At 70.7% G+C, this 16519-nt stretch carries 16 protein-coding genes and 1 pseudogene; 7 read left to right on the top strand and 10 right to left on the bottom strand.

What is annotated here, in order from left to right; translation table 11 throughout:
* Positions 1–31 precede the first annotated feature (31 nt).
* Positions 32–811: an SDR family NAD(P)-dependent oxidoreductase gene (locus ACH4RG_RS27525; RefSeq protein ID WP_397922380.1), complete on the bottom strand. Its 780-nt coding sequence runs from the start codon at positions 809–811 to the stop codon at positions 32–34.
* Positions 812–921: 110 nt separating this feature from the next.
* Here ACH4RG_RS27525 and ACH4RG_RS27520 point away from each other — a divergent pair, with 110 nt between their 5' ends.
* The 5 genes from ACH4RG_RS27520 (at position 922) to ACH4RG_RS27500 (ending at position 4763) form a co-directional block, all read left to right on the top strand.
* Positions 922–1362 carry a DUF6278 family protein gene (locus tag ACH4RG_RS27520; protein ID WP_397922382.1) on the top strand — a complete coding sequence of 147 codons (441 nt, stop codon included), beginning with the start codon at positions 922–924 and terminating at the stop codon, positions 1360–1362.
* Positions 1363–1532: 170 nt separating this feature from the next.
* Complete coding sequence (locus tag ACH4RG_RS27515; protein WP_397922384.1) at positions 1533–2276, top strand: amino acid ABC transporter ATP-binding protein; 744 nt, start codon at positions 1533–1535, stop codon at positions 2274–2276.
* 12 nt (positions 2277–2288) lie between these two features.
* Positions 2289–3218: a glutamate ABC transporter substrate-binding protein gene (locus ACH4RG_RS27510; protein ID WP_397922386.1), complete on the top strand. Its 930-nt coding sequence runs from the start codon at positions 2289–2291 to the stop codon at positions 3216–3218.
* A 16-nt stretch (positions 3219–3234) separates the two neighbouring features.
* Positions 3235–3879: an amino acid ABC transporter permease gene (locus ACH4RG_RS27505; RefSeq protein ID WP_007454866.1), complete on the top strand. Its 645-nt coding sequence runs from the start codon at positions 3235–3237 to the stop codon at positions 3877–3879.
* On the top strand, positions 3876–4763 hold the full coding sequence (locus ACH4RG_RS27500) for an amino acid ABC transporter permease (protein WP_397922388.1): 888 nt from the start codon (positions 3876–3878) through the stop codon (positions 4761–4763). The genes ACH4RG_RS27505 and ACH4RG_RS27500 overlap by 4 nt, the downstream gene beginning before the upstream one ends.
* 32 nt (positions 4764–4795) lie before the next feature.
* Here the strand turns inward: ACH4RG_RS27500 and ACH4RG_RS27495 are convergent, their stop codons facing one another.
* The 4 genes and pseudogenes from ACH4RG_RS27495 to ACH4RG_RS27480 form a co-directional block, all read right to left on the bottom strand.
* Positions 4796–6391, bottom strand: a complete 1596-nt coding sequence (locus tag ACH4RG_RS27495) for a CocE/NonD family hydrolase (protein WP_398540410.1) — start codon at positions 6389–6391, stop codon at positions 4796–4798.
* 137 nt (positions 6392–6528) lie between these two features.
* Positions 6529–7776 (bottom strand): Ig-like domain-containing protein, encoded by a 1248-nt coding sequence (locus tag ACH4RG_RS27490; RefSeq protein ID WP_398540489.1) that lies wholly within the window; start codon positions 7774–7776, stop codon positions 6529–6531.
* A 275-nt stretch (positions 7777–8051) separates the two neighbouring features.
* Positions 8052–8330, bottom strand: coding sequence for a MafI family immunity protein (locus tag ACH4RG_RS27485; RefSeq protein ID WP_398162785.1), 279 nt, complete (start codon positions 8328–8330; stop codon positions 8052–8054).
* Between the two features lie 227 nt (positions 8331–8557).
* Positions 8558–8981: pseudogene (locus ACH4RG_RS27480) on the bottom strand (hypothetical protein); the annotation flags it as partial.
* A 200-nt stretch (positions 8982–9181) separates the two neighbouring features.
* Between ACH4RG_RS27480 and ACH4RG_RS27475 the strand changes: the two are divergent.
* Positions 9182–9757, top strand: a complete 576-nt coding sequence (locus ACH4RG_RS27475) for a GNAT family N-acetyltransferase (protein ID WP_397922394.1) — start codon at positions 9182–9184, stop codon at positions 9755–9757.
* Here the strand turns inward: ACH4RG_RS27475 and ACH4RG_RS27470 are convergent.
* Genes ACH4RG_RS27470 through ACH4RG_RS27455 form a run of 4 tightly spaced genes read right to left on the bottom strand, consistent with a single transcriptional unit; the run spans position 9733 to position 13781 of the window.
* Complete coding sequence (locus ACH4RG_RS27470) at positions 9733–10515, bottom strand: nucleoside 2-deoxyribosyltransferase domain-containing protein (protein ID WP_398540409.1); 783 nt, start codon at positions 10513–10515, stop codon at positions 9733–9735. The two genes, ACH4RG_RS27475 and ACH4RG_RS27470, sit on opposite strands and share 25 nt — an antisense overlap.
* Positions 10487–11389, bottom strand: coding sequence for an alpha/beta fold hydrolase (locus ACH4RG_RS27465; protein WP_397922397.1), 903 nt, complete (start codon positions 11387–11389; stop codon positions 10487–10489). Before ACH4RG_RS27465 ends, ACH4RG_RS27470 begins: the two co-directional genes overlap by 29 nt.
* Positions 11386–12315: a macrolide 2'-phosphotransferase gene (locus tag ACH4RG_RS27460; RefSeq protein ID WP_398540408.1), complete on the bottom strand. Its 930-nt coding sequence runs from the start codon at positions 12313–12315 to the stop codon at positions 11386–11388. Before ACH4RG_RS27460 ends, ACH4RG_RS27465 begins: the two co-directional genes overlap by 4 nt.
* Entirely contained in the window at positions 12312–13781 is a 1470-nt protein-coding gene (locus ACH4RG_RS27455; RefSeq protein WP_397922399.1) for an AMP-binding protein, read from the bottom strand. The genes ACH4RG_RS27460 and ACH4RG_RS27455 overlap by 4 nt, the downstream gene beginning before the upstream one ends.
* Positions 13782–13859: 78 nt before the next feature.
* On the opposite strand from ACH4RG_RS27455, the gene ACH4RG_RS27450 reads away from it, so the two are divergent.
* Positions 13860–15473, top strand: coding sequence for a CocE/NonD family hydrolase (locus ACH4RG_RS27450; RefSeq protein ID WP_398540407.1), 1614 nt, complete (start codon positions 13860–13862; stop codon positions 15471–15473).
* On the opposite strand, the gene ACH4RG_RS27445 is transcribed toward ACH4RG_RS27450, so the two are convergent.
* Positions 15438–16517, bottom strand: coding sequence for a glycosyltransferase family 2 protein (locus tag ACH4RG_RS27445; protein ID WP_398540406.1), 1080 nt, complete (start codon positions 16515–16517; stop codon positions 15438–15440). The genes ACH4RG_RS27450 and ACH4RG_RS27445 overlap by 36 nt on opposite strands.
* Positions 16518–16519 lie beyond the last annotated feature (2 nt).

The raw sequence follows: 16519 nt of genomic DNA, 5'->3' as shown, positions 1-16519 counted from the left end.
ACCGAGAGCCCGCCGCCCGGCGCACCGGCCCTCAGTGCACCGAGAACCCGCCGTCCACGAACACCGACTGCCCGGTGACGTACGCCGAGGAGCGCCCTGCCAGGAACACCGCGGCCCCCGCGAAGTCCTCCGCGAGGCCGTTGCGGCCGACCAGGGTCCGCGCGGCGAGCGACGCCACCGTCTCCGGGGCCGAGGCCAGGCGCTCGTTCAGCGGAGTCAGCACGAAACCGGGCACCAGGGTGTTCACGGTGACGCCGTGCGGGGACCACGCCTCGGCCTGGGAGCGGGCCAGGGACTCCAGGCCGCCCTTGGACACCCCGTACGCGCCGCTGTTCACGAAGGCCCGGTGCGCCTGCTGCGAGGTGACGTGGATGATCCGCCCGTACCCGCGCTCGGCCATGCCGGGCCCGAAGCGCTGCCCCAGCAGGAACGGCGCCTTCAGGTTCACCGCCATCGTGGTGTCCCAGACGTCCTCGCCGAGCTCGCTCATCGGCGGCCGCAGATTGATCCCGGCGCAGTTCACCAGGATGTCCGGCTCCCCGAACGCCCGCACGGCCTCGTCCGCCCCCGCGCGCGCCCCCTCGGTGGTGCTCAGGTCCGCGCTCACCCAGGCGGCCCGGCAGCCCTCGGCGGTCAGCTCGTCCACGGTGGCGCTCAGCTCGGCCTCCCGGCGGGCCACCACGACGACGGCCGCGCCGGCCCGGGCCAGAGCGCCGGTGATCCCCCGGCCGATGCCGGAGCTGCCGCCGGTGACCACCGCCACCCGGCCTTCCAACGAGAACAGTCCCGAAACGTAAGCGTGTGCACTCATGTGCGTACTTTAGATATCTGCTCGGATCGCCGGTCGCGGCGGGGGTGGGGGATCGGAGAACGCCGCGCGCCCTGTGGTGCGGAACCCGGCCGGGATGGGACCCTAGTGGTATGAACATCCCTTTCTTGGACAACTGGCGTAAGCGTCAGGGGGGTACGCATTCGGGCGCACTCGTCGCCGCCGTCGAGGCAGACCCCGACGGTGTGGCCGAACTGCTCGCCGAATGCGAACTGCTGCGCGTCAGGGCGGGGCAGCACGGGCTCGAACTCGATGACACCCCCGCCTCGTTGGCCGCGCTCGACCAGCTGCCGCCCCGCTGGCGCGACGACCCCGAGGAGCTTCCCTGGCTCGGCAACGACGCCGGTCTCTACCTCGGCACCGTGATCGTGCGGACCGTCCCGGGCGCGTCGTGGGACGTCTGGCCGAGCGGCCGGCCCGTGGTGCGGTTGGAGTCCGGGCGGGAGATCGACGTCGTCGCGGCCGGACTCGACTGGGCGATGGCGGGCAGCCCCGAGCTCTCCCAGGTGTACGCGGAGTCGGCCGAGAACTGAGCGGCCGGGGCCTCTCGTCCGGATCGCGGTGGACTCGTGGTCTCCGCCCTCCTCGCCTAATCCAGTTAAAAAGCCTTTTGCGCCATTTACGCGTGTCGGGTGCGAAGTCCCTTTTCGCGATGGATAGTTTGCGCTGACCTCGACACAGCGACAAGTGGGTAGGGCAGCGCATGGCCGTCGATCCGTTGATCGAACTGAGGGACGTCAACAAACACTTCGGAGAGTTGCACGTACTTCAGGACATCAATCTCACCGTAGGCCGCGGGGAGGTGGTGGTGGTCATCGGCCCCTCCGGCTCGGGGAAATCCACCCTGTGCCGGGCGATCAACCGGCTGGAGACGATCGAGTCCGGCAGCATCACGATCGACGGCCGACCCCTTCCCGAGGAGGGCAAGGGCCTGGCCCAGCTCCGTGCCGAAGTCGGCATGGTCTTCCAGTCGTTCAACCTCTTCGCCCACAAGACCGTGCTGGACAACGTCTCGCTGGCCCAGCTCAAGGTCCGCAAGCGGAAGAAGGACGATGCCGACCGGCGCTCCCGTGAACTCCTGGAGCGCGTCGGCCTGGCCGCCCACGCGGACAAGTTCCCCGCACAGCTCTCCGGTGGCCAGCAGCAACGCGTGGCCATCGCCCGCGCCCTGGCCATGGACCCCAAGGCGCTCCTCTTCGACGAGCCCACCTCGGCCCTCGACCCGGAGATGATCAACGAGGTGCTGGAGGTCATGCAGCAGCTGGCCCGGGACGGCATGACCATGGTCGTGGTCACCCACGAGATGGGCTTCGCCCGCTCCGCGGCGAACCGCGTGGTGTTCATGTCCGACGGCTGCGTCGTCGAGGACCGCACCCCGGAGGACTTCTTCACGTCCCCGTCGAGCGACCGCGCCAAGGACTTCCTGTCCAAGATCCTCAAGCACTGAGGGGAGGCTTCCATGTTGCGCACGAGGAACACGCTGACGGGCAGGGCCTCCGCCCTCGTGGCCGGTCTCCTGCTCGCCGCACTCGCCGCCGGCTGCGGCAGGGACGGCAGCCCGCCGGTCAAGGGGCCAAAGGCCGAAGCCCTGCCGGTGTACCAGGTCGACACCGGCTTCGAACTGTCCGGCTCCCGCACCTGGACCAAGGCGAAGAAGCGCGGCTACCTGGTGGTCGGCGCCAAGGAGGACCAGCCGTACCTGGGGGAGAAGGACCCGGCGAGCGGGGTCTACTCCGGGTTCGACATCGAGATCGCCCGCATGATGTCGGCCTCGCTCGGCTTCGACCCGAAGACGATCCGCTTCCGCACGATCGCCTCGGCCAACCGCGAGACGGCCCTGCAGAACGGCCAGATCGACTACTACGTCGGCACCTACACCATCAACGACATGCGCAAGAAGCTCGTCGGCTTCGCCGGCCCGTACTACATGGCGGGCCAGGGCCTGCTGGTGCGCACCGACGAGAACGGCATCGACGGGCCCCAGGACCTGGCGGGCAAGACCGTCTGCTCGGCGGCCGGCTCCACGCCCTACCAGCGCATCGCCGCCGACTACCCCAGGGCGACGCTCGTCGCGTACGACACGTACTCGATCTGCGTCGACAACCTCCTCACCTTCCAGGTCGACGCCGTCACCACCGACGACGCGATCCTGCTGGGCTTCGCGGCCAAGGCGCCCGACGAGATGAAGGTCGTCGGCAAGCCCTTCTCCGAGGAGCCGTACGGCATCGGCGTACCGCGCGACGACAACGCGCTGCGCGACGCGCTCAACGACGCGCTGGAGGCCAACGAGAAGGACGGCAACTGGAAGAAGGCGTACGAAGCGACGCTGGGGCTCTCCGGAGCGCCCGCGCCGACCCCGCCGCCCATCGACCGCTACCCGGCGAACTGAGGGGACGGCCCCACCCATGGACGTACTGACAGAGAACTTCTCCCTCTACGGCAAGGGCTTCCTCGGCACCGTCGAGCTGACCGTCTACGCCTCCGCGCTGGCGCTCGTCCTCGGCTTCCTCATGGCGTCCTTCCGGGTCGCGCCCGTCGGCTCCTTCCGGGTGCTGGGCACGGTCTGGGTCACCGTGCTCCGCAACACCCCGCTGACGCTGCTGTTCTTCGCGGTCCTGCTCGGCCTGCCCCGCTTCGGGCTCGTCCTGCCGTTCCAGGTCTTCGCGGTGCTGGCGCTCGGCTGCTACACCTCGGCCTTCATCTGCGAGGTGCTGCGCTCCGGCATCAACACCGTGCCCAAGGGCCAGGGCGAGGCCGCCCGCAGCCTCGGCATGAACTTCGGTCAGACCCTGAGCACCGTGGTGCTGCCGCAGGCGTTCCGGTCGGTGATCCCGCCGGTCGGCTCGACACTGATCGCGCTGGCGAAGAACTCCGCGATCGCCGGGGCGTTCAGCGTCACCGAACTCCTCGGCACCTACAAGACGCTCAACGAACTGGGCTACAGCATCATCTGGTCCTTCATCTGGATCGCCGTCGGCTACCTGATCATCACCCTGACCATCAGCGCGGTGTTCAACGTGATGGAGAAGCGCTGGGGAGTGGCACGATGACCAAGACGCTCACCCGCAGGCCCACACTGCCGGCGGCCACCGCGCTCTACGACATCCCCGGCCCGGTGACCCGCAAACGGCACCTGATGTACGGGATCGCCTCGACGGTGGTGATCCTGGCGCTGTTCGGCTGGATCGTCTACCTGCTCTTCGACACCGACCAGTTCACCGCCGAGAAGTGGACGCCCTTCGCGTACAAGGGCATTCAGGAGCTGCTGCTGCGCGGCCTCGGCAACACCCTCAAGGCGTTCGCGTACGCCGCGGTCCTCTCGCTCGTCCTCGGCGCGGTCCTCGCGGTCGGCCGGCTTTCCGAACACCGGGTGCTGCGCTGGATCTCGACCCTGCTCGTCGAGTTCTTCCGGGCCATGCCGGTGCTGGTGATGATCTTCTTCATCTTCGTGGCGCTGAAGGTCCAGCCGCTGCCCGCCCTGGTCGCCGGTCTGACGCTCTACAACGGCTCCGTCCTCGCGGAGGTGTTCCGCACCGGAATCAACTCCGTGGACCGGGGGCAGCGCGAGGCCGCGTACGCGCTCGGCATGCGCAAGACACAGGTCACCACGTTCGTCCTGGCTCCCCAGGCCGTACGCGCGATGATGCCGACCATCATCAGTCAGCTGGTGGTCGCGCTCAAGGACACCTCACTGGGCTTTCTGATCACCTACGAGGAATTCCTCCACGCCGGAAAGCTGATCGCGTCGAATCTCGACTACGATCTTCCCTTCATCCCCGTCGTGATGGTGATCTCTCCGATCTACATCGGGATGTGCATGCTGCTCTCGTGGTTCGCCACCTGGGCGGCCCGCCGTCAGCGGCGCAGTCCGAAGACGGAGGCGGTGGGGGTGGCCCCGGCCGAACCGGGGACGCTGCTGCCGGGAGGGCGGTAGTCGGGCCCTGCCCGCCCGGCAGCAGTCGGTGATCACTTCTCGCGCAGCGGGACCGAGAGATGACTCGGGTCCGTGCCGGGCGAGGAGAAGGTCAGCTGCGCGCCGGTCGGGTTGTGCTCGATGTACAGCGGATCGACGGTGTCGATCACCAGGGCGAGCCGGTGACCGGCCGGGACGTCGTAGGCCGTGGAGTACAGCTCCAGGTCGACGGGGAACGGCCGGCCCGGCGTCTGCCCGTGGAAGGTGTACGGAGCGTTGCTGACCAGTTTGCCGATGCCGAGCGGCCCCACGTCGTAGAGGTACGCGACGAGGGTGCCGCTCGGTTTCGTGCTGGTGACCGTGGTGTGCAGCGCGGACGTGCCCCGGATCCGCTGCTCGGTGGCGTACCGCTCGGACTGCCAGGCGCTCGCGAAGGCGCGCGGCAGCAGGGGCACGGAGACCGTCGGCGGCAGCTTCAGGAACTGGTCCAGCGCGTTGGACAGGATCGCGATGCCGCCGTTGGCGCCGGAGTCCACGTTCGCCCACACCTTCTTGGTGCCGTCCAGCGGGATCCGGTTCTTCACCGCGCCCACGGACTTCCAGTCCGGGTAGCCCTCGTACCCCTTGTCCGTACGGGACTTGAGCTGGACCGGCGGCTCGGTGTCGATGCCGTTGCGCTCGCCCCGGAGATGGCGGTCGAACCAGCGGCGGGTGCTCGTCCAGGTGTCGTTCGGCAGCCCGAGCAGGCCGGTGGCCTCGGCGGTGGCGTGGTCGCCGGGGCGGAACTCCAGCCGCTTGGGGCCGGTGAGCTTGTCGTAGAACGAGGCGTACTGGTTGGGCGGGAAGATGGTGTCGCCCCACGCGTTGCCCATCATGATCGCCGCGCCGTTGGCGTTGATCCGGTCCAGATACGTCGCGGGGGACCGCTTCTTCCCCCAGGCGATCATCTCCGACTCCTTCTCCAGGTTGGAGCCGAGGAAGTCCTTGAGCGTCCGCGTCAGTTCGTCGCCGGGGCGGCCGGTGACCAGGCCCGCGCCGCCGAGCAGGGCGGCGGCCTGGAGGTGCTGGGTGCGCCCGCTGTAGATCGAGTCGATCAGGTCGGCCCAGCCGCTGAGCGCGGCCACCGCCTTGATCCGCGCGTCGTGCCCCGCCGCCAGCAGGCTGATGCCCGCCCCGTAGGAGACGCCGCCCATGCCGATGCGGTCCGGGTCGGCGGAGGTCTGATCCAGTGCCCAGTCGATGACGGCGGAGGCGTCCGCGATGTCCGGCGGGCCCGCCACCTCGATCTTCCCGCCCGAGAGCCAGAAGCCGCGCGAAGTGTAACTCACCACGACGTAACCGGAGTCGGCGAGCTTCTGGGCCTGGGCCAGGTACTCGATCTGCGGCATGGCCCAGCTCGTCGGGAAGACGATCAGCGGATGCTTGGTTCCGGCCGCGGACCCGGCGGGCGTGAAGACGTTGCCCTTCAGGGTGATGCCCCCGGACCCGGGGATGTCGTGGAACGTCAGGTCCCCGGTGGTCGCGCCCGCGGGCACGGTGCCGGGGGCCGCCGTCGCGGCCGGGGCGGAGCCGAGCGCGGCCCCGGCGAGCAGGACGACGGCTGTGGTGATCGAAGCGGTGGTGCGCCGTGCCGGTTTCGGACGTGCCACGGGGTCACTCCTCACGCGTGTCAGTGCAAAGTGACCCGACGGTAACCCCGCATGTTTACCGCTGGTAACCACCGGGTGCGTTGCGTGAAGGTAACGATTGTTGGACGTGGTGTCAGTAGTGTGGCCTGCCCGGAGTGCTAGGCACCCGCTCCGGGCCCGCGGTGGGCGCTACCGGGTCGCCCCAGGGCGCTCTTCGCCGTCCAGTCCTCCCACGAGAGGTTCCACGCGCCGTACCCGTTGCCCTCGGCGACCGTGCCCTTGGCCTGCGTGCCGGTCATCTCGAACGGGTCGCCCACCCGCACCTGCCCGTACAGGGCCGCGGCGTCCGCGTCGCTCATCCCGACGCAGCCCGAACTCCGGTTGGCCCGGCCGAAAACGCCCGCGTTCCACGGGGCCGCGTGCACGTACATCCCGGACCAGGTCAGCCGCATCGAGTAGTCGACCATCTTGTCGTAGGCATCGCCGAGGCCCACCGTCTCGGAGCGCATGTTGATCGTGCCCTCCTTCGACATCAGCACCGCCGTGCCCCGCCAGGAGGCCTTCTCGCCGCCCGGGGTGCCCGCCGACATCGGGATGTCCAGAATCTGCTTCCCGTCCCGGTGCAGGGCCAGCCGGGACCGGTCCAGGTCGACCTTGACCACCTGGGCCGCGCCGATCGTGAACGTCGTCGTGTAGTCGCGCACGAACCAGCCGCCGTCCGCACCCGTGTCGACCCCGTTCAGCTGGGCGTCCAGGGTGACCTTCGTACCCGGCTTCCAGTACTCCTTGGGCCGCCAGTCGACGCGGTCCTTGCCCGAGTAGTCCTGGAGCCAGCCCCAGGAGCCCTCGGTGTCGTCGGAGGTGGAGACCTTCAGGGCCCTCTCGACGGCGGCCTTGTCCTTCACGGGGTGGTCGAAGACGACGGACAGCGGCTGGGCGATGCCCACGGTCGAGTTCTTCCCCGGCGCGAGGAGGAGCTTGTTGACCTTCTCGGCCTCGGCGGTGGCGAACGTGGCCCGGTCACTGCCGCCGTCCACGTCCTCGGCCTCGACCGTGTACGCGGTGCCGGGCGCGGCGACCCGATCGGATGTCCAGGTCCGGCCGTCGGCGGATATCTTCCCGGCCAGAGCGCCGTTCTTGCCCGCCGTCACCGACACCGTCGCCAGCTTGCCGTGAGCCAGCGTCACCTTCACCGGCCCGCCCGGGGCCGCAGCCCTCCCCTTGAGGTTCACCGAGACGCTGGCGCCGGGCGCCTCGGCGTCCCCGCCCACCTCGGCGGAGCCCGTGGGGGCGCCCGCGCACGCGGTGAGCGCGGCGGCGAGCAGGGCCGCGGGCCCGGTCAGGGCGAGCCGGGCCCTCCGGCCGGCCGGGGCGGAACGACGGATACGCGGACGTGCGGGAAACAACGGAAATACCTCCAGGGCAGGGGTGCTCACCAAGGGAGAGGCATTTCCCTCATGTCGGGTTCCTTCCTTTCCCGGAGAAACCTCACTGCCCGGTCCGGAGCACGCTCCACCGTCGGCCGACACCTCGGACCACGGGGGGCCGCCAGTGGGCGCGACCGTCGACAGGGTCCGGGCTCCTGGTTCGTCGAAGCTCATGCGATGAGGGAGGAGGGCCCGACGCGTCTTCGACGGAATGCGCGGCCGACAGGTCAGCGGCCCATTCACGAGTAACTACATCAACGGTTCCCTCCGTTCTCTTCGGCGATCTGCGGCCGAAGATCTTCTGCCAACACTGCTGCGTTCACGTCTTCAGTCAGCTGCCGAAGTCGTTCGTGATAGGCAGAAGAGATCGCGAGGTCGTCTTCGTGGATCCACTCGCAGAGCGTTTCGACAGCCAAGGCGTATTCGCCGACCGCCAGGAACTCTCGCACGTTCTTGATCACCTGCTCCCGGACGGCGGGGGAGTCCGTCAAGAGTTCCGTAATCACGGTTCGATAACGTGGATTCCGCGTCATGGCACCTGAATTCCCATCCATCTCCCGGCATCGAAGGCGGCGGTGAGACCGGCGACCATCTCGGCAACGCCGTCACCGCGGACGACCTCACCGGAAACAACGCCGACCGCTCGTGCCGGTCGACCCGTGAGGACGGGCGGCTTCCCCCGCTCCCGTCCTCGACATCTGCCCGGTCGTCGCGATGTCCGGCCGGCCGGGCGCGGCTGCGCCGCTGACGGCGGGCCCGGTCAGCCGCCGGCCCGGTGGGACGGGGGCGTGGTGGGCACGGGAGCCTGGGCCTCGCGTGTGACATCGCCGACCGGTTCGACCACGTCGGGGCCGTGCGCACCGGAGTTGACGACCCTGAAGCAGGCAGAACGACTTGGCGCCGTGCTTGCGGAGCAGCTTTTCGTAGTTGCGCGCGACGTAGGGGGTGGCCGCCTGGTTGGTGATGGCCCGCTGACCGCAGAACAGGGAGGCCGGGCGGGCCTCCTGACTGCCTGTCAGCCGTGCGAGCAGGACATACTCGGAGGTCCCCGGCTCCGGCCGGTAGCGCTCCGAGCCGATCCGGAACGCCACCCGGTCGGGGCCCGGGTCCTGCTCGACGTTGATCCGCACCCCGGGGAGCAGGGTCCGCAGATGCGCGGCCATCCGCTGGTTCGGAGGCGTTCCCGGAGTCCCACCTTGAACTCAATTTCGTGACTCGTCTCTGACCTGCGGAAACGCGAAGGATCTCGCTTCGGCGGGAGCCTACGTCATGAGAATGTCGGACGCCGAGAGCGTACGTGGGCGGGGCCCCGCTACGAGGGTTGTCCCACCGAATCGCGGCCGGATAACGACCCTGTCTCGGACAGTGGTCCTAGTGTCACGTCATGACCACAATCGATGACACCACTTACGATCTCCGTACCGCCCGCCCTGAGGACGCCGAGGCCGTCGAGGCGCTGGACGGCTCCTTCACCACGAACACCGTCTTCCGGGTGGAGATCGCCGAGAACGGGTTCACCCTGCGGGAGACCCCTGTGGATCGGCCTCTGACCAAGGTGTTCCCCGAGGACGAGTCCGACGGAGATGACGACGAGGACGACGATGGCTCGGAGGACCAGGGCAGCCCCACCTTCCTCGCCCTCGGCGCCGACGGGTCCCTGGCGGGCTTCGTCTCCGTCTCGTACGCGCCGTGGAACCGCCGCCTCACCATCGAGGACATTGAGGTCGCGCCCGAGCAACGGGGGCGCGGCGTCGGCAGGATGCTGATGGCCCGGGCGGAGGAGTTCGCCCGGGAGCGCGGTGCCGGGCATGTCTGGCTGGAGGTCACCAACATCAATGCCCCCGCCATCCACGCCTACCGGCGGATGGGCTTCTCCCTCTGCGGGCTCGACACCTCGCTCTACGAGTTCACCTCCTCGGCCGGGGAGTACGCTCTTTACATGAGCAAGCCCTGCCCCTGAGCCGACAGCAGCCGATGAACGGCGGGGGCGGAGCCGTCACCCGGAGCGACCGTGACGGTCAGCAGCCATGCCGCCCCGTCCTCCTCCCCGGCGTACCACTCCACCCGGGCATCCAGCAGCCGGTCGCCTGCTCCCGTGCGCTCCGCGTACCAGGCGCGGAAGGGCCCCGAGCGCCAGACCGGAAGCGGCACCGAGCGCTCCCCGCCCGTACGGGGGGACCCCGGGCCCACTGCTCGCAGGGCCGCGCCCGCCGCCCCCGCGATCAACCGCTCCACCGGCACCCCGAGAGCCTCGGCGAAATGCAGCAGATACGCCATGCGTTCGGCCTCCGGCGGCGCGCCCAGCACCGCCCGGCCCGAGTCGCACCAGGCCCCCCACTTGATGTTGGAGACCAGTCCCGGCAGCCGCTCCATGTCGCGGGGGATCCAGAACAGGATCACGTCGGAGCGGCGCATCGCGTTCTCCTCCCACTCGATCTGGTCCGCGTACGCCGGGTAGGAGCCGCCCGGTGCGGGTTCGGGCAGGAAAACGGCCAGCGTCCCCGCGCCCCGCCAGGTGGCACGCAGGGCGGCGACGGCCTCCGGGCGCCAGGACGGCTCGGCCGGGTCGGCGGGCGTGGGGCCGCACAGGTAGACGGCCGCCGCCCAGCTCGCGGGAGCCTCTTCATCGACATGGACGACGTGCACGGTGCCGGTAGCGGCGGCGGGAGAGCCGAGGGACATGGGGGAGTCAGGGGACACGGGGGAATCGAGGGACATGGAGGGCTCCGGGGTCGGTCGGGGGCAGGGTGGCGAGGAAGTCCAGCAGGACGGTGTGGAAGGCGTCGGGCCGCTCCAGGAAGCCGAGGTGGCCGGTGTCCGCCAGTTCCGCGTACCGGGCGCCGGGCACCGCCCCGGCCACCTCGCGCCCGAGCGGGGCGGGTGCCAAGACGTCGTCGGCGAAGCCGACCACCAGCAGCGGGGTGGTGATTCGGCCGAGTTCGGCCAGCAGGTTCCGGACGGATCGATGCGGGGGCCGGGCTGCCGAGTCTTCCGTGAGCGCGGCCAGTTCGAATAGGTCGAGCCATTCCGTGACCGCCCGGTCGTCCGCGAGGGTCCGTGGCGAGAGGTTCTGCGCCAGCCGGACGGACGCCTGGTACTCCGGCGGAAGCCGGATGCCCGCCCTGGCGCAGGCGTGCTCGGCCCGGTCCAGCGCCTCGCCGACCGGGTCGGGACGGCCCCGGGTCGCGACGAGTACCGCCCCGCCCGCCAGAAGCGGATCGGTCAGAAGCAGCTCCTGGACCGCGAGGGCGCCGAGGGAGTGGCCGATGAGCGGGCAGGGCTTCAGCCCTAGAGAGATGAGCAATTCGCCTACAGCAGAGGCGAGTTCGGCTTCATCGGCCGCTTTGTGGTCGAAAGTGACGACGAGGCGGCCCGCGGCGGTCAGGGCTGGGACGGTGTGGTGCTCCCAGATCCTGCCCGTGCCGCCAGCGCCCGCCACGAGGACGATCGGCTTCCCGGTGCCGTGCAGGGCGTACGGCGTCCCGCCGGGCGTCGTCCCTGTCTCCCGTACGGCCCGTCGGCCGCCCGAACGGCCCGCGCTGGGGGAGCCGTCGACGCGGCCGGTGCCGTCCGCGCCGCTCGTGCCGCTCACCGGGCGACCCTCGACAGGGCGAGCTCGACCCACGCCGGGCGCCCGGTGTCCAGGCCGCGCAGCGCCACATGGATCCACAGGAACGAGGCCCGGGCCAGGACGTGCGCGCGCAGGCTGTCGCGGACTTCGCCTCCTGCCGCCCGGTAGGCGTCCAGCAGGCCGTCGAGAACTGGCTCGCCCCCGGCGTAGAGCATGTCGGCGAAGTCGGCCGCCGGGTCCCCGGCGCCCGCGTTCGCCCAATCCAGCAGGCCCGACAGGACCGGTGGCCCGTGCCGCGGCCGGGTCACGAGCGTGTGGCCGGGGTGGATGTCCCCGTGCACGAGCGTCAGCTGTTCGGGCCACATCCGGTCGTCGCCCAGCCATCGCTGCCAGCGAGTCAGCCGCGCCTGGCTCAGGTTGAGTTCGGTGTGCGCGCGGTCCAGCTTCACCGCGATCTCGGCGCGCACGGTCTCCGGGGTGGCCGGCGGGCGGCCCGCGGTGTTCCACCGCCCGTCGGGGCGCAGGGAGTGCACCGCCACCAACGAGCGCGCCAGCGGCTCCAGATAGCGGTCCGGGTGGGCCACCGGGTCCATCGACCAGCCATAGACCAGCGTGACGGGGTCTTCCCGCCCCGCCGCCTCGCCGGGGAGACTCGGATAGGCGACCAGCCCGGGTGTGTACAGGCGCCAGTCCGGCACGGGCACCGGGACCCGGTCGCGCACGGCGGCCAGGACGGCACCCTCAACCCCGAGTCGCTCCGAGGCGTCGGGTCGTCGGGGCTGCCGCAGGATCCACGGGGTGCCGTCGGCGGCGCGGGCGTGGGTGACCCGGAAGTCCCAGCCCGAGTCGTCGGACCGCGCCGACGCCGGATCGAGTTCAATCCCCAATTCCCTTGAGGCGTAGGCGATCAGTTCATGCAAGCCGGTCCCGCCGTCCTGGGCGCTCATCGGGGGACCGCCGAGGTGTCCAGGTGTCGGTCCCGGGTCGCGTCGCGGTCCACCTTGCCGGTGTGGGTCCGCTCCAGCGCCCCCACCGGCACGATCAGGCTCGGCATCAGGTGCGGGGGAGCGGTCCGCGCCAGCCGCGCGCGGACGTCCGCCACGACCTCGCCCGGGTCGTGGTCCGGCAGTGGGACGAAGAAGGCGGCCAGCGTGCTGTGTCCTGCCCGCTCCACACGGGACGCGGCCACCGCTGCCACCCCCTCGCAGCGCCCGATCAGCCCCTCCACGTCGAGCAGGTCCACGCGATAGCCTCGGATCTTGACCTGGTGGTCCGAGCGTCCCCGGAACACCAGCGCACCGTCCCCGGCCGCCTCCACCAGGTCGCCGGTGCGGTACCAGCGGCGGCCGTCCTTCTCCACGAAGCGGGCCGCGGTCGTCGCCGGCGCGCTGTGGTAGCCGAGCGCCAGGTTCGGGCCGGAGACATACAACTCTCCCTCCGGGCTGACTTGTTGGCTGACGTGTGGCAGCGGATGGCCGATGGGCAGGTCGCCGCCGGTCTCCGGCAGCGGGGGAGCCCCCGGCCCGGCGAGCAGAATGGCGTGGGTGACGAGCGCGGTCTCGGTGGAGCCGTAGGTGTTGAGCAGCCGTACGCCGTCGGCGCCCAGCAGCCGCCAGCGCTCCAGCATGTCCGCGCGGACCGCCTCCCCGCCGATCACCACCGTCCGCAGCGACGCGGGAAGCCTGGCGCCCTGGTGGAGCAGGTCGCCGGTCAGGGTGTTCCAGAACCCGGTCGGAAGCACCGCGACCGAGACTTCCTGCTCCTCTACGACCCGCCCGAACCCCTCCTGGGCGGCGTCGTCCACGACGAGGGTGGCGCCACCGGTCAGGGCCGGCAGGATCTCCTCCAGGCTGGTGTCGCCGCCCGCGCCGTGGAAGTGCAGCACGCACGCGTCCGGACCGACGTCGTACAGGGTGCGCAGTGTCGGCACGACCGCCGCCGGGGCCCGGTGCGGGACCACAACGCCCTTGGGGTCACCGGTCGAGCCGGAGGTGAACAGGACGTACGCCGGGTCCTCGGGGCCGGGTGCCACAGGCAGGCCGTCCCTGACGGCGGGCGGCGCGTCCGTGAAGGCCCAGCGGGGACGGATCACGCTCTCCACCGGAGGCTGCCAGCCGGACTCGGCGGTCGCCACCGCTTCGCGGCAGCCGAGCCGGGTCAGGATCGCCTCCAGCCGGGCCTCGGGGTGGCCCGCCTCCAGCGGAACGTACGCCCGGCCTGCCGCCAGCACCCCGAGGATCGCCGCCACATCACGGGCCGAGTGGTGTGTGACGATGCCCACGGGCGGCTGCGGCTCCGCCGCGCGCGGGGCGACGGACCGAGCCACCGACCGAGCCCAGCCGGCCAGGGTGCCGTATCCGACGACGAGTCCGTTGTCGACGACGGCCGGGCGATCCGGATCGTCGCGCGCCATTCTGAAGAACGGTTCAAGAAAAGATACTTCGGCGGATTGCATTGTTTATTTCCTTGCCCTGGTGGAATAGTGGGGATCATGCGTATGGTGATGGAATGTGATGTGAAAATAACCGCGCGGGACGGCTGTTTATTGAATGGGGATCTCTACCGCCCGGATATCTCCGAGCCCGTCCCGGTGCTGGTCCGGCGCACCCCCTACGGGACGTCGGGGAGGCCGGGCGGGGCCTCGGTCGACGGGCTGCGACTGGTGCGTGAGGGGTACGCCCTGCTGGTACAGGACGTACGGGGGCGGTTCGGGTCGGGTGGTGTCTTCGAGCCGTACGTGAATGAGGCGGCCGACGGCGCCGACACCGTCGCCTGGGCGGTGCAGCAGCCGTGGTGCGACGGCACGGCGGGGATGTTCGGCCGCTCCTACGAGGGCATGGCCGCGCTGCTCGCCGCCGCCGAACGGCCGCCCGGCCTGAGGGCCGTCGCCCCGCACGTGGCCGCGTCCCGCTTCGACGAGGGCTGGACCCGCCAGGGCGGCGCCCTCCAACTCGGCTTCCTCCTGTACTGGGTCCTCCGCGACCTGCTGCTTGACGGGGCCGGGCTGACCGGCGCCGAACGGGCCGAGGTCGAGGAAGCGGTGGACCAGATCGACGACCTGTACCAGGCCCCGGAAGCCGCCGACGACCTCCTCGACAGGCTCGCCCCGTACTACCGGCGGTGGCGCGACACTCCCACGGACGCCCCGTACTGGCGCCGGGTCGCGCCCCGCGAGTCGTACCCCGCGATCCAGGCCCCAGCCCTCCACCTGACGGGCTGGTACGACATCTTTCTCGCCGGAGCCCTGGAGAATTACCGGGGAATGCGCGGACAGGGTGTGGAATCGCGGCTGGTGGTCGGCCCCTGGTCTCATGGTGTCACCGGGGGGATATTCCCGCAGCGGCGCTACGGAATTCTCGCCGACGAACAGCATCTCGACGTCACCGGACTCCACCTGGAACATTTCGACCGCCATCTGCGCGGGCTGGAGCCCCGTACGGAGCAGAACCCCGTACGGCTCTTTCTCACCGGGGCCGACACCTGGCGCTCCTTCCCCGACTGGCCCGTCCCCGGGACCGGGGAGTACGCCCTCCACCTGGACGGGCAGGCGCTCGTGCCCGGACCCGGCCCGGCCGAGCCCGGTAGTCGCCCCCTCCGCCACGACCCTGTCCATCCCGTGCCCACCACAGGCGGGGCCACCGCGCTGCCCGGCCAGTTCACCGGCGGTGACTGCGGACCGCTCGACCAGCGCGAGGTTGAGCGGCGCGCCGACGTGCTCTGCTTCACCGGCACCCCGCTCACCGCCCCACTGACCGTCGTCGGCGACACCGCCCTGGTGGTCCTCGTTACCCCGGACGCGGCGGGCGCCGACATCACCGGCAAGCTCGTCGACGTCCACCCGGACGGCCGGGCCGAACTGCTCTGCGACGGTGTCCACCGGCTGGCGGCCGGGGCGGTGCCCGGGGACGGTGGGCCGGTCGAGGTCACCGTCCGTACGGGCGCCGTCGGGCACGTCTTCCGCCCCGGCCACCGGGTCCGCCTGGAGATCGCGGCCAGCAACGCGCCGCGCTTCGACGTGCACCCCTCGGTGGTCGCGCACCACACGGTCCACTACGGCGGCAACCACCGCTCACGCCTGCTGCTGCCGCGCCTCGCCGACGACTGAGGACGCCTCCGGGCCGGCGGCGTCCGGGTGGAAGACCGATAGGTCACACACCCGCTCGATCCGCCGGCCCGCTTCCCAGTGCGCCCGTCGCAGCCGCCGTTGCTGCGGACCGGTCAGCCGGGTGCTGTGCTGCGGGACGGAGCGCACCATCCGGGCCCGCTTGGCCGAGGCCGGATAACGGTCCCGCACCCGGTAGGGGTCGTTGAGCAGATGGTGCGCGGTGCCGGTGTGGAAGGCTGCCTTGAGCAGCGCGTAGTACGCCGCCGCGCCCGGGCCCTTGTCCCGGGCACAGTGCGCCAGGGTGCGCGCCGCCTCGAACAGCCGCCACACCACCGGGATCGCCGGGGTCGTGAACACCCCGGTCTCCTGCGCGATGCCCTCCCCGACGCCGTAGCGGAAGTAGCTGCGCATGTTGGCGAAGCCGTGTTGGGCGTCGTGGAAGATCCGGGCTTCCGGCAGATACGCCACCGGGACTCCGGCGAGCTGGAGCCGGAAGTCGAACTCCCGGTCCTCGCACCAGTGGATCAGCTCGTCGAAGTGGTAGCCGCCGATGTGGTCCACGATCACGCGGTTGTAGATCAGCGGCGGCGAGAGTGCGCTGACGTAGTCGCCCTCGTCGAACTCCCGCACCCGGGCCGTGAGCCGGCTCAGCAGCCCCGCCGACTCCCCGTACACCACCTGCCCCTTGACCACCGGCTCGGTGAGTACGGAGCGAACCATGGACCGCACAACGCCGGGGGCGAAGGTGCAGTCGGAGTCCATCAGCAGCAGGTACTGCCGGTCGGTGGCGGCGGCCCCCGCGTTGTAGGCCGCGCCGAGGTTGCCGACATCCTCGATCTCGGTCACTGTCAGCGCCCTCGGGTGGTCCGCGATCAGTTTGAGGACCGCGTCGCTGGGCCCGTTGAGGGCGAGGACGATCTCCACGTCCTCGTCGATCGAGGCGATGCAGTCCGCGATGCGCAGATCGTCGCGGAGCGCGATCACCACCGCGGTCCGGGTGATGCCCCGGTCGACCGCGGCCTCGTCCATGGGGTCGGTGGCCATTC

Origin of the sequence: Streptomyces sp. NPDC021019, assembly GCF_044333295.1 — a bacterium.
Taxonomy (GTDB): domain Bacteria; phylum Actinomycetota; class Actinomycetes; order Streptomycetales; family Streptomycetaceae; genus Streptomyces.
The sequence above is the reverse complement of the archived record's forward strand: the minus strand, read 5'-3'. Positions and strand labels throughout refer to the sequence as shown.

What these genes read in the sequence shown, in the direction of transcription:
- ACH4RG_RS27520 (WP_397922382.1), top strand. Translation starts at nt 922, where the DNA reads ATGAACATCCCTTTCTTGGACAACTGGCGTAAGCGTCAGGGGGGTACG.
- ACH4RG_RS27450 (WP_398540407.1), top strand. Translation starts at nt 13,860, where the DNA reads ATGCGTATGGTGATGGAATGTGATGTGAAAATAACCGCGCGGGACGGC.
- ACH4RG_RS27505 (WP_007454866.1), top strand. Translation starts at nt 3,235, where the DNA reads ATGGACGTACTGACAGAGAACTTCTCCCTCTACGGCAAGGGCTTCCTC.
- ACH4RG_RS27525 (WP_397922380.1), bottom strand. Translation starts at nt 811, where the DNA reads ATGAGTGCACACGCTTACGTTTCGGGACTGTTCTCGTTGGAAGGCCGG.
- ACH4RG_RS27510 (WP_397922386.1), top strand. Translation starts at nt 2,289, where the DNA reads ATGTTGCGCACGAGGAACACGCTGACGGGCAGGGCCTCCGCCCTCGTG.
- ACH4RG_RS27485 (WP_398162785.1), bottom strand. Translation starts at nt 8,330, where the DNA reads ATGACGCGGAATCCACGTTATCGAACCGTGATTACGGAACTCTTGACG.
- ACH4RG_RS27475 (WP_397922394.1), top strand. Translation starts at nt 9,182, where the DNA reads ATGACCACAATCGATGACACCACTTACGATCTCCGTACCGCCCGCCCT.
- ACH4RG_RS27470 (WP_398540409.1), bottom strand. Translation starts at nt 10,515, where the DNA reads ATGTCCCTCGATTCCCCCGTGTCCCCTGACTCCCCCATGTCCCTCGGC.
- ACH4RG_RS27460 (WP_398540408.1), bottom strand. Translation starts at nt 12,315, where the DNA reads ATGAGCGCCCAGGACGGCGGGACCGGCTTGCATGAACTGATCGCCTAC.
- ACH4RG_RS27445 (WP_398540406.1), bottom strand. Translation starts at nt 16,517, where the DNA reads ATGGCCACCGACCCCATGGACGAGGCCGCGGTCGACCGGGGCATCACC.
- ACH4RG_RS27500 (WP_397922388.1), top strand. Translation starts at nt 3,876, where the DNA reads ATGACCAAGACGCTCACCCGCAGGCCCACACTGCCGGCGGCCACCGCG.
- ACH4RG_RS27455 (WP_397922399.1), bottom strand. Translation starts at nt 13,781, where the DNA reads ATGGCGCGCGACGATCCGGATCGCCCGGCCGTCGTCGACAACGGACTC.
- ACH4RG_RS27515 (WP_397922384.1), top strand. Translation starts at nt 1,533, where the DNA reads ATGGCCGTCGATCCGTTGATCGAACTGAGGGACGTCAACAAACACTTC.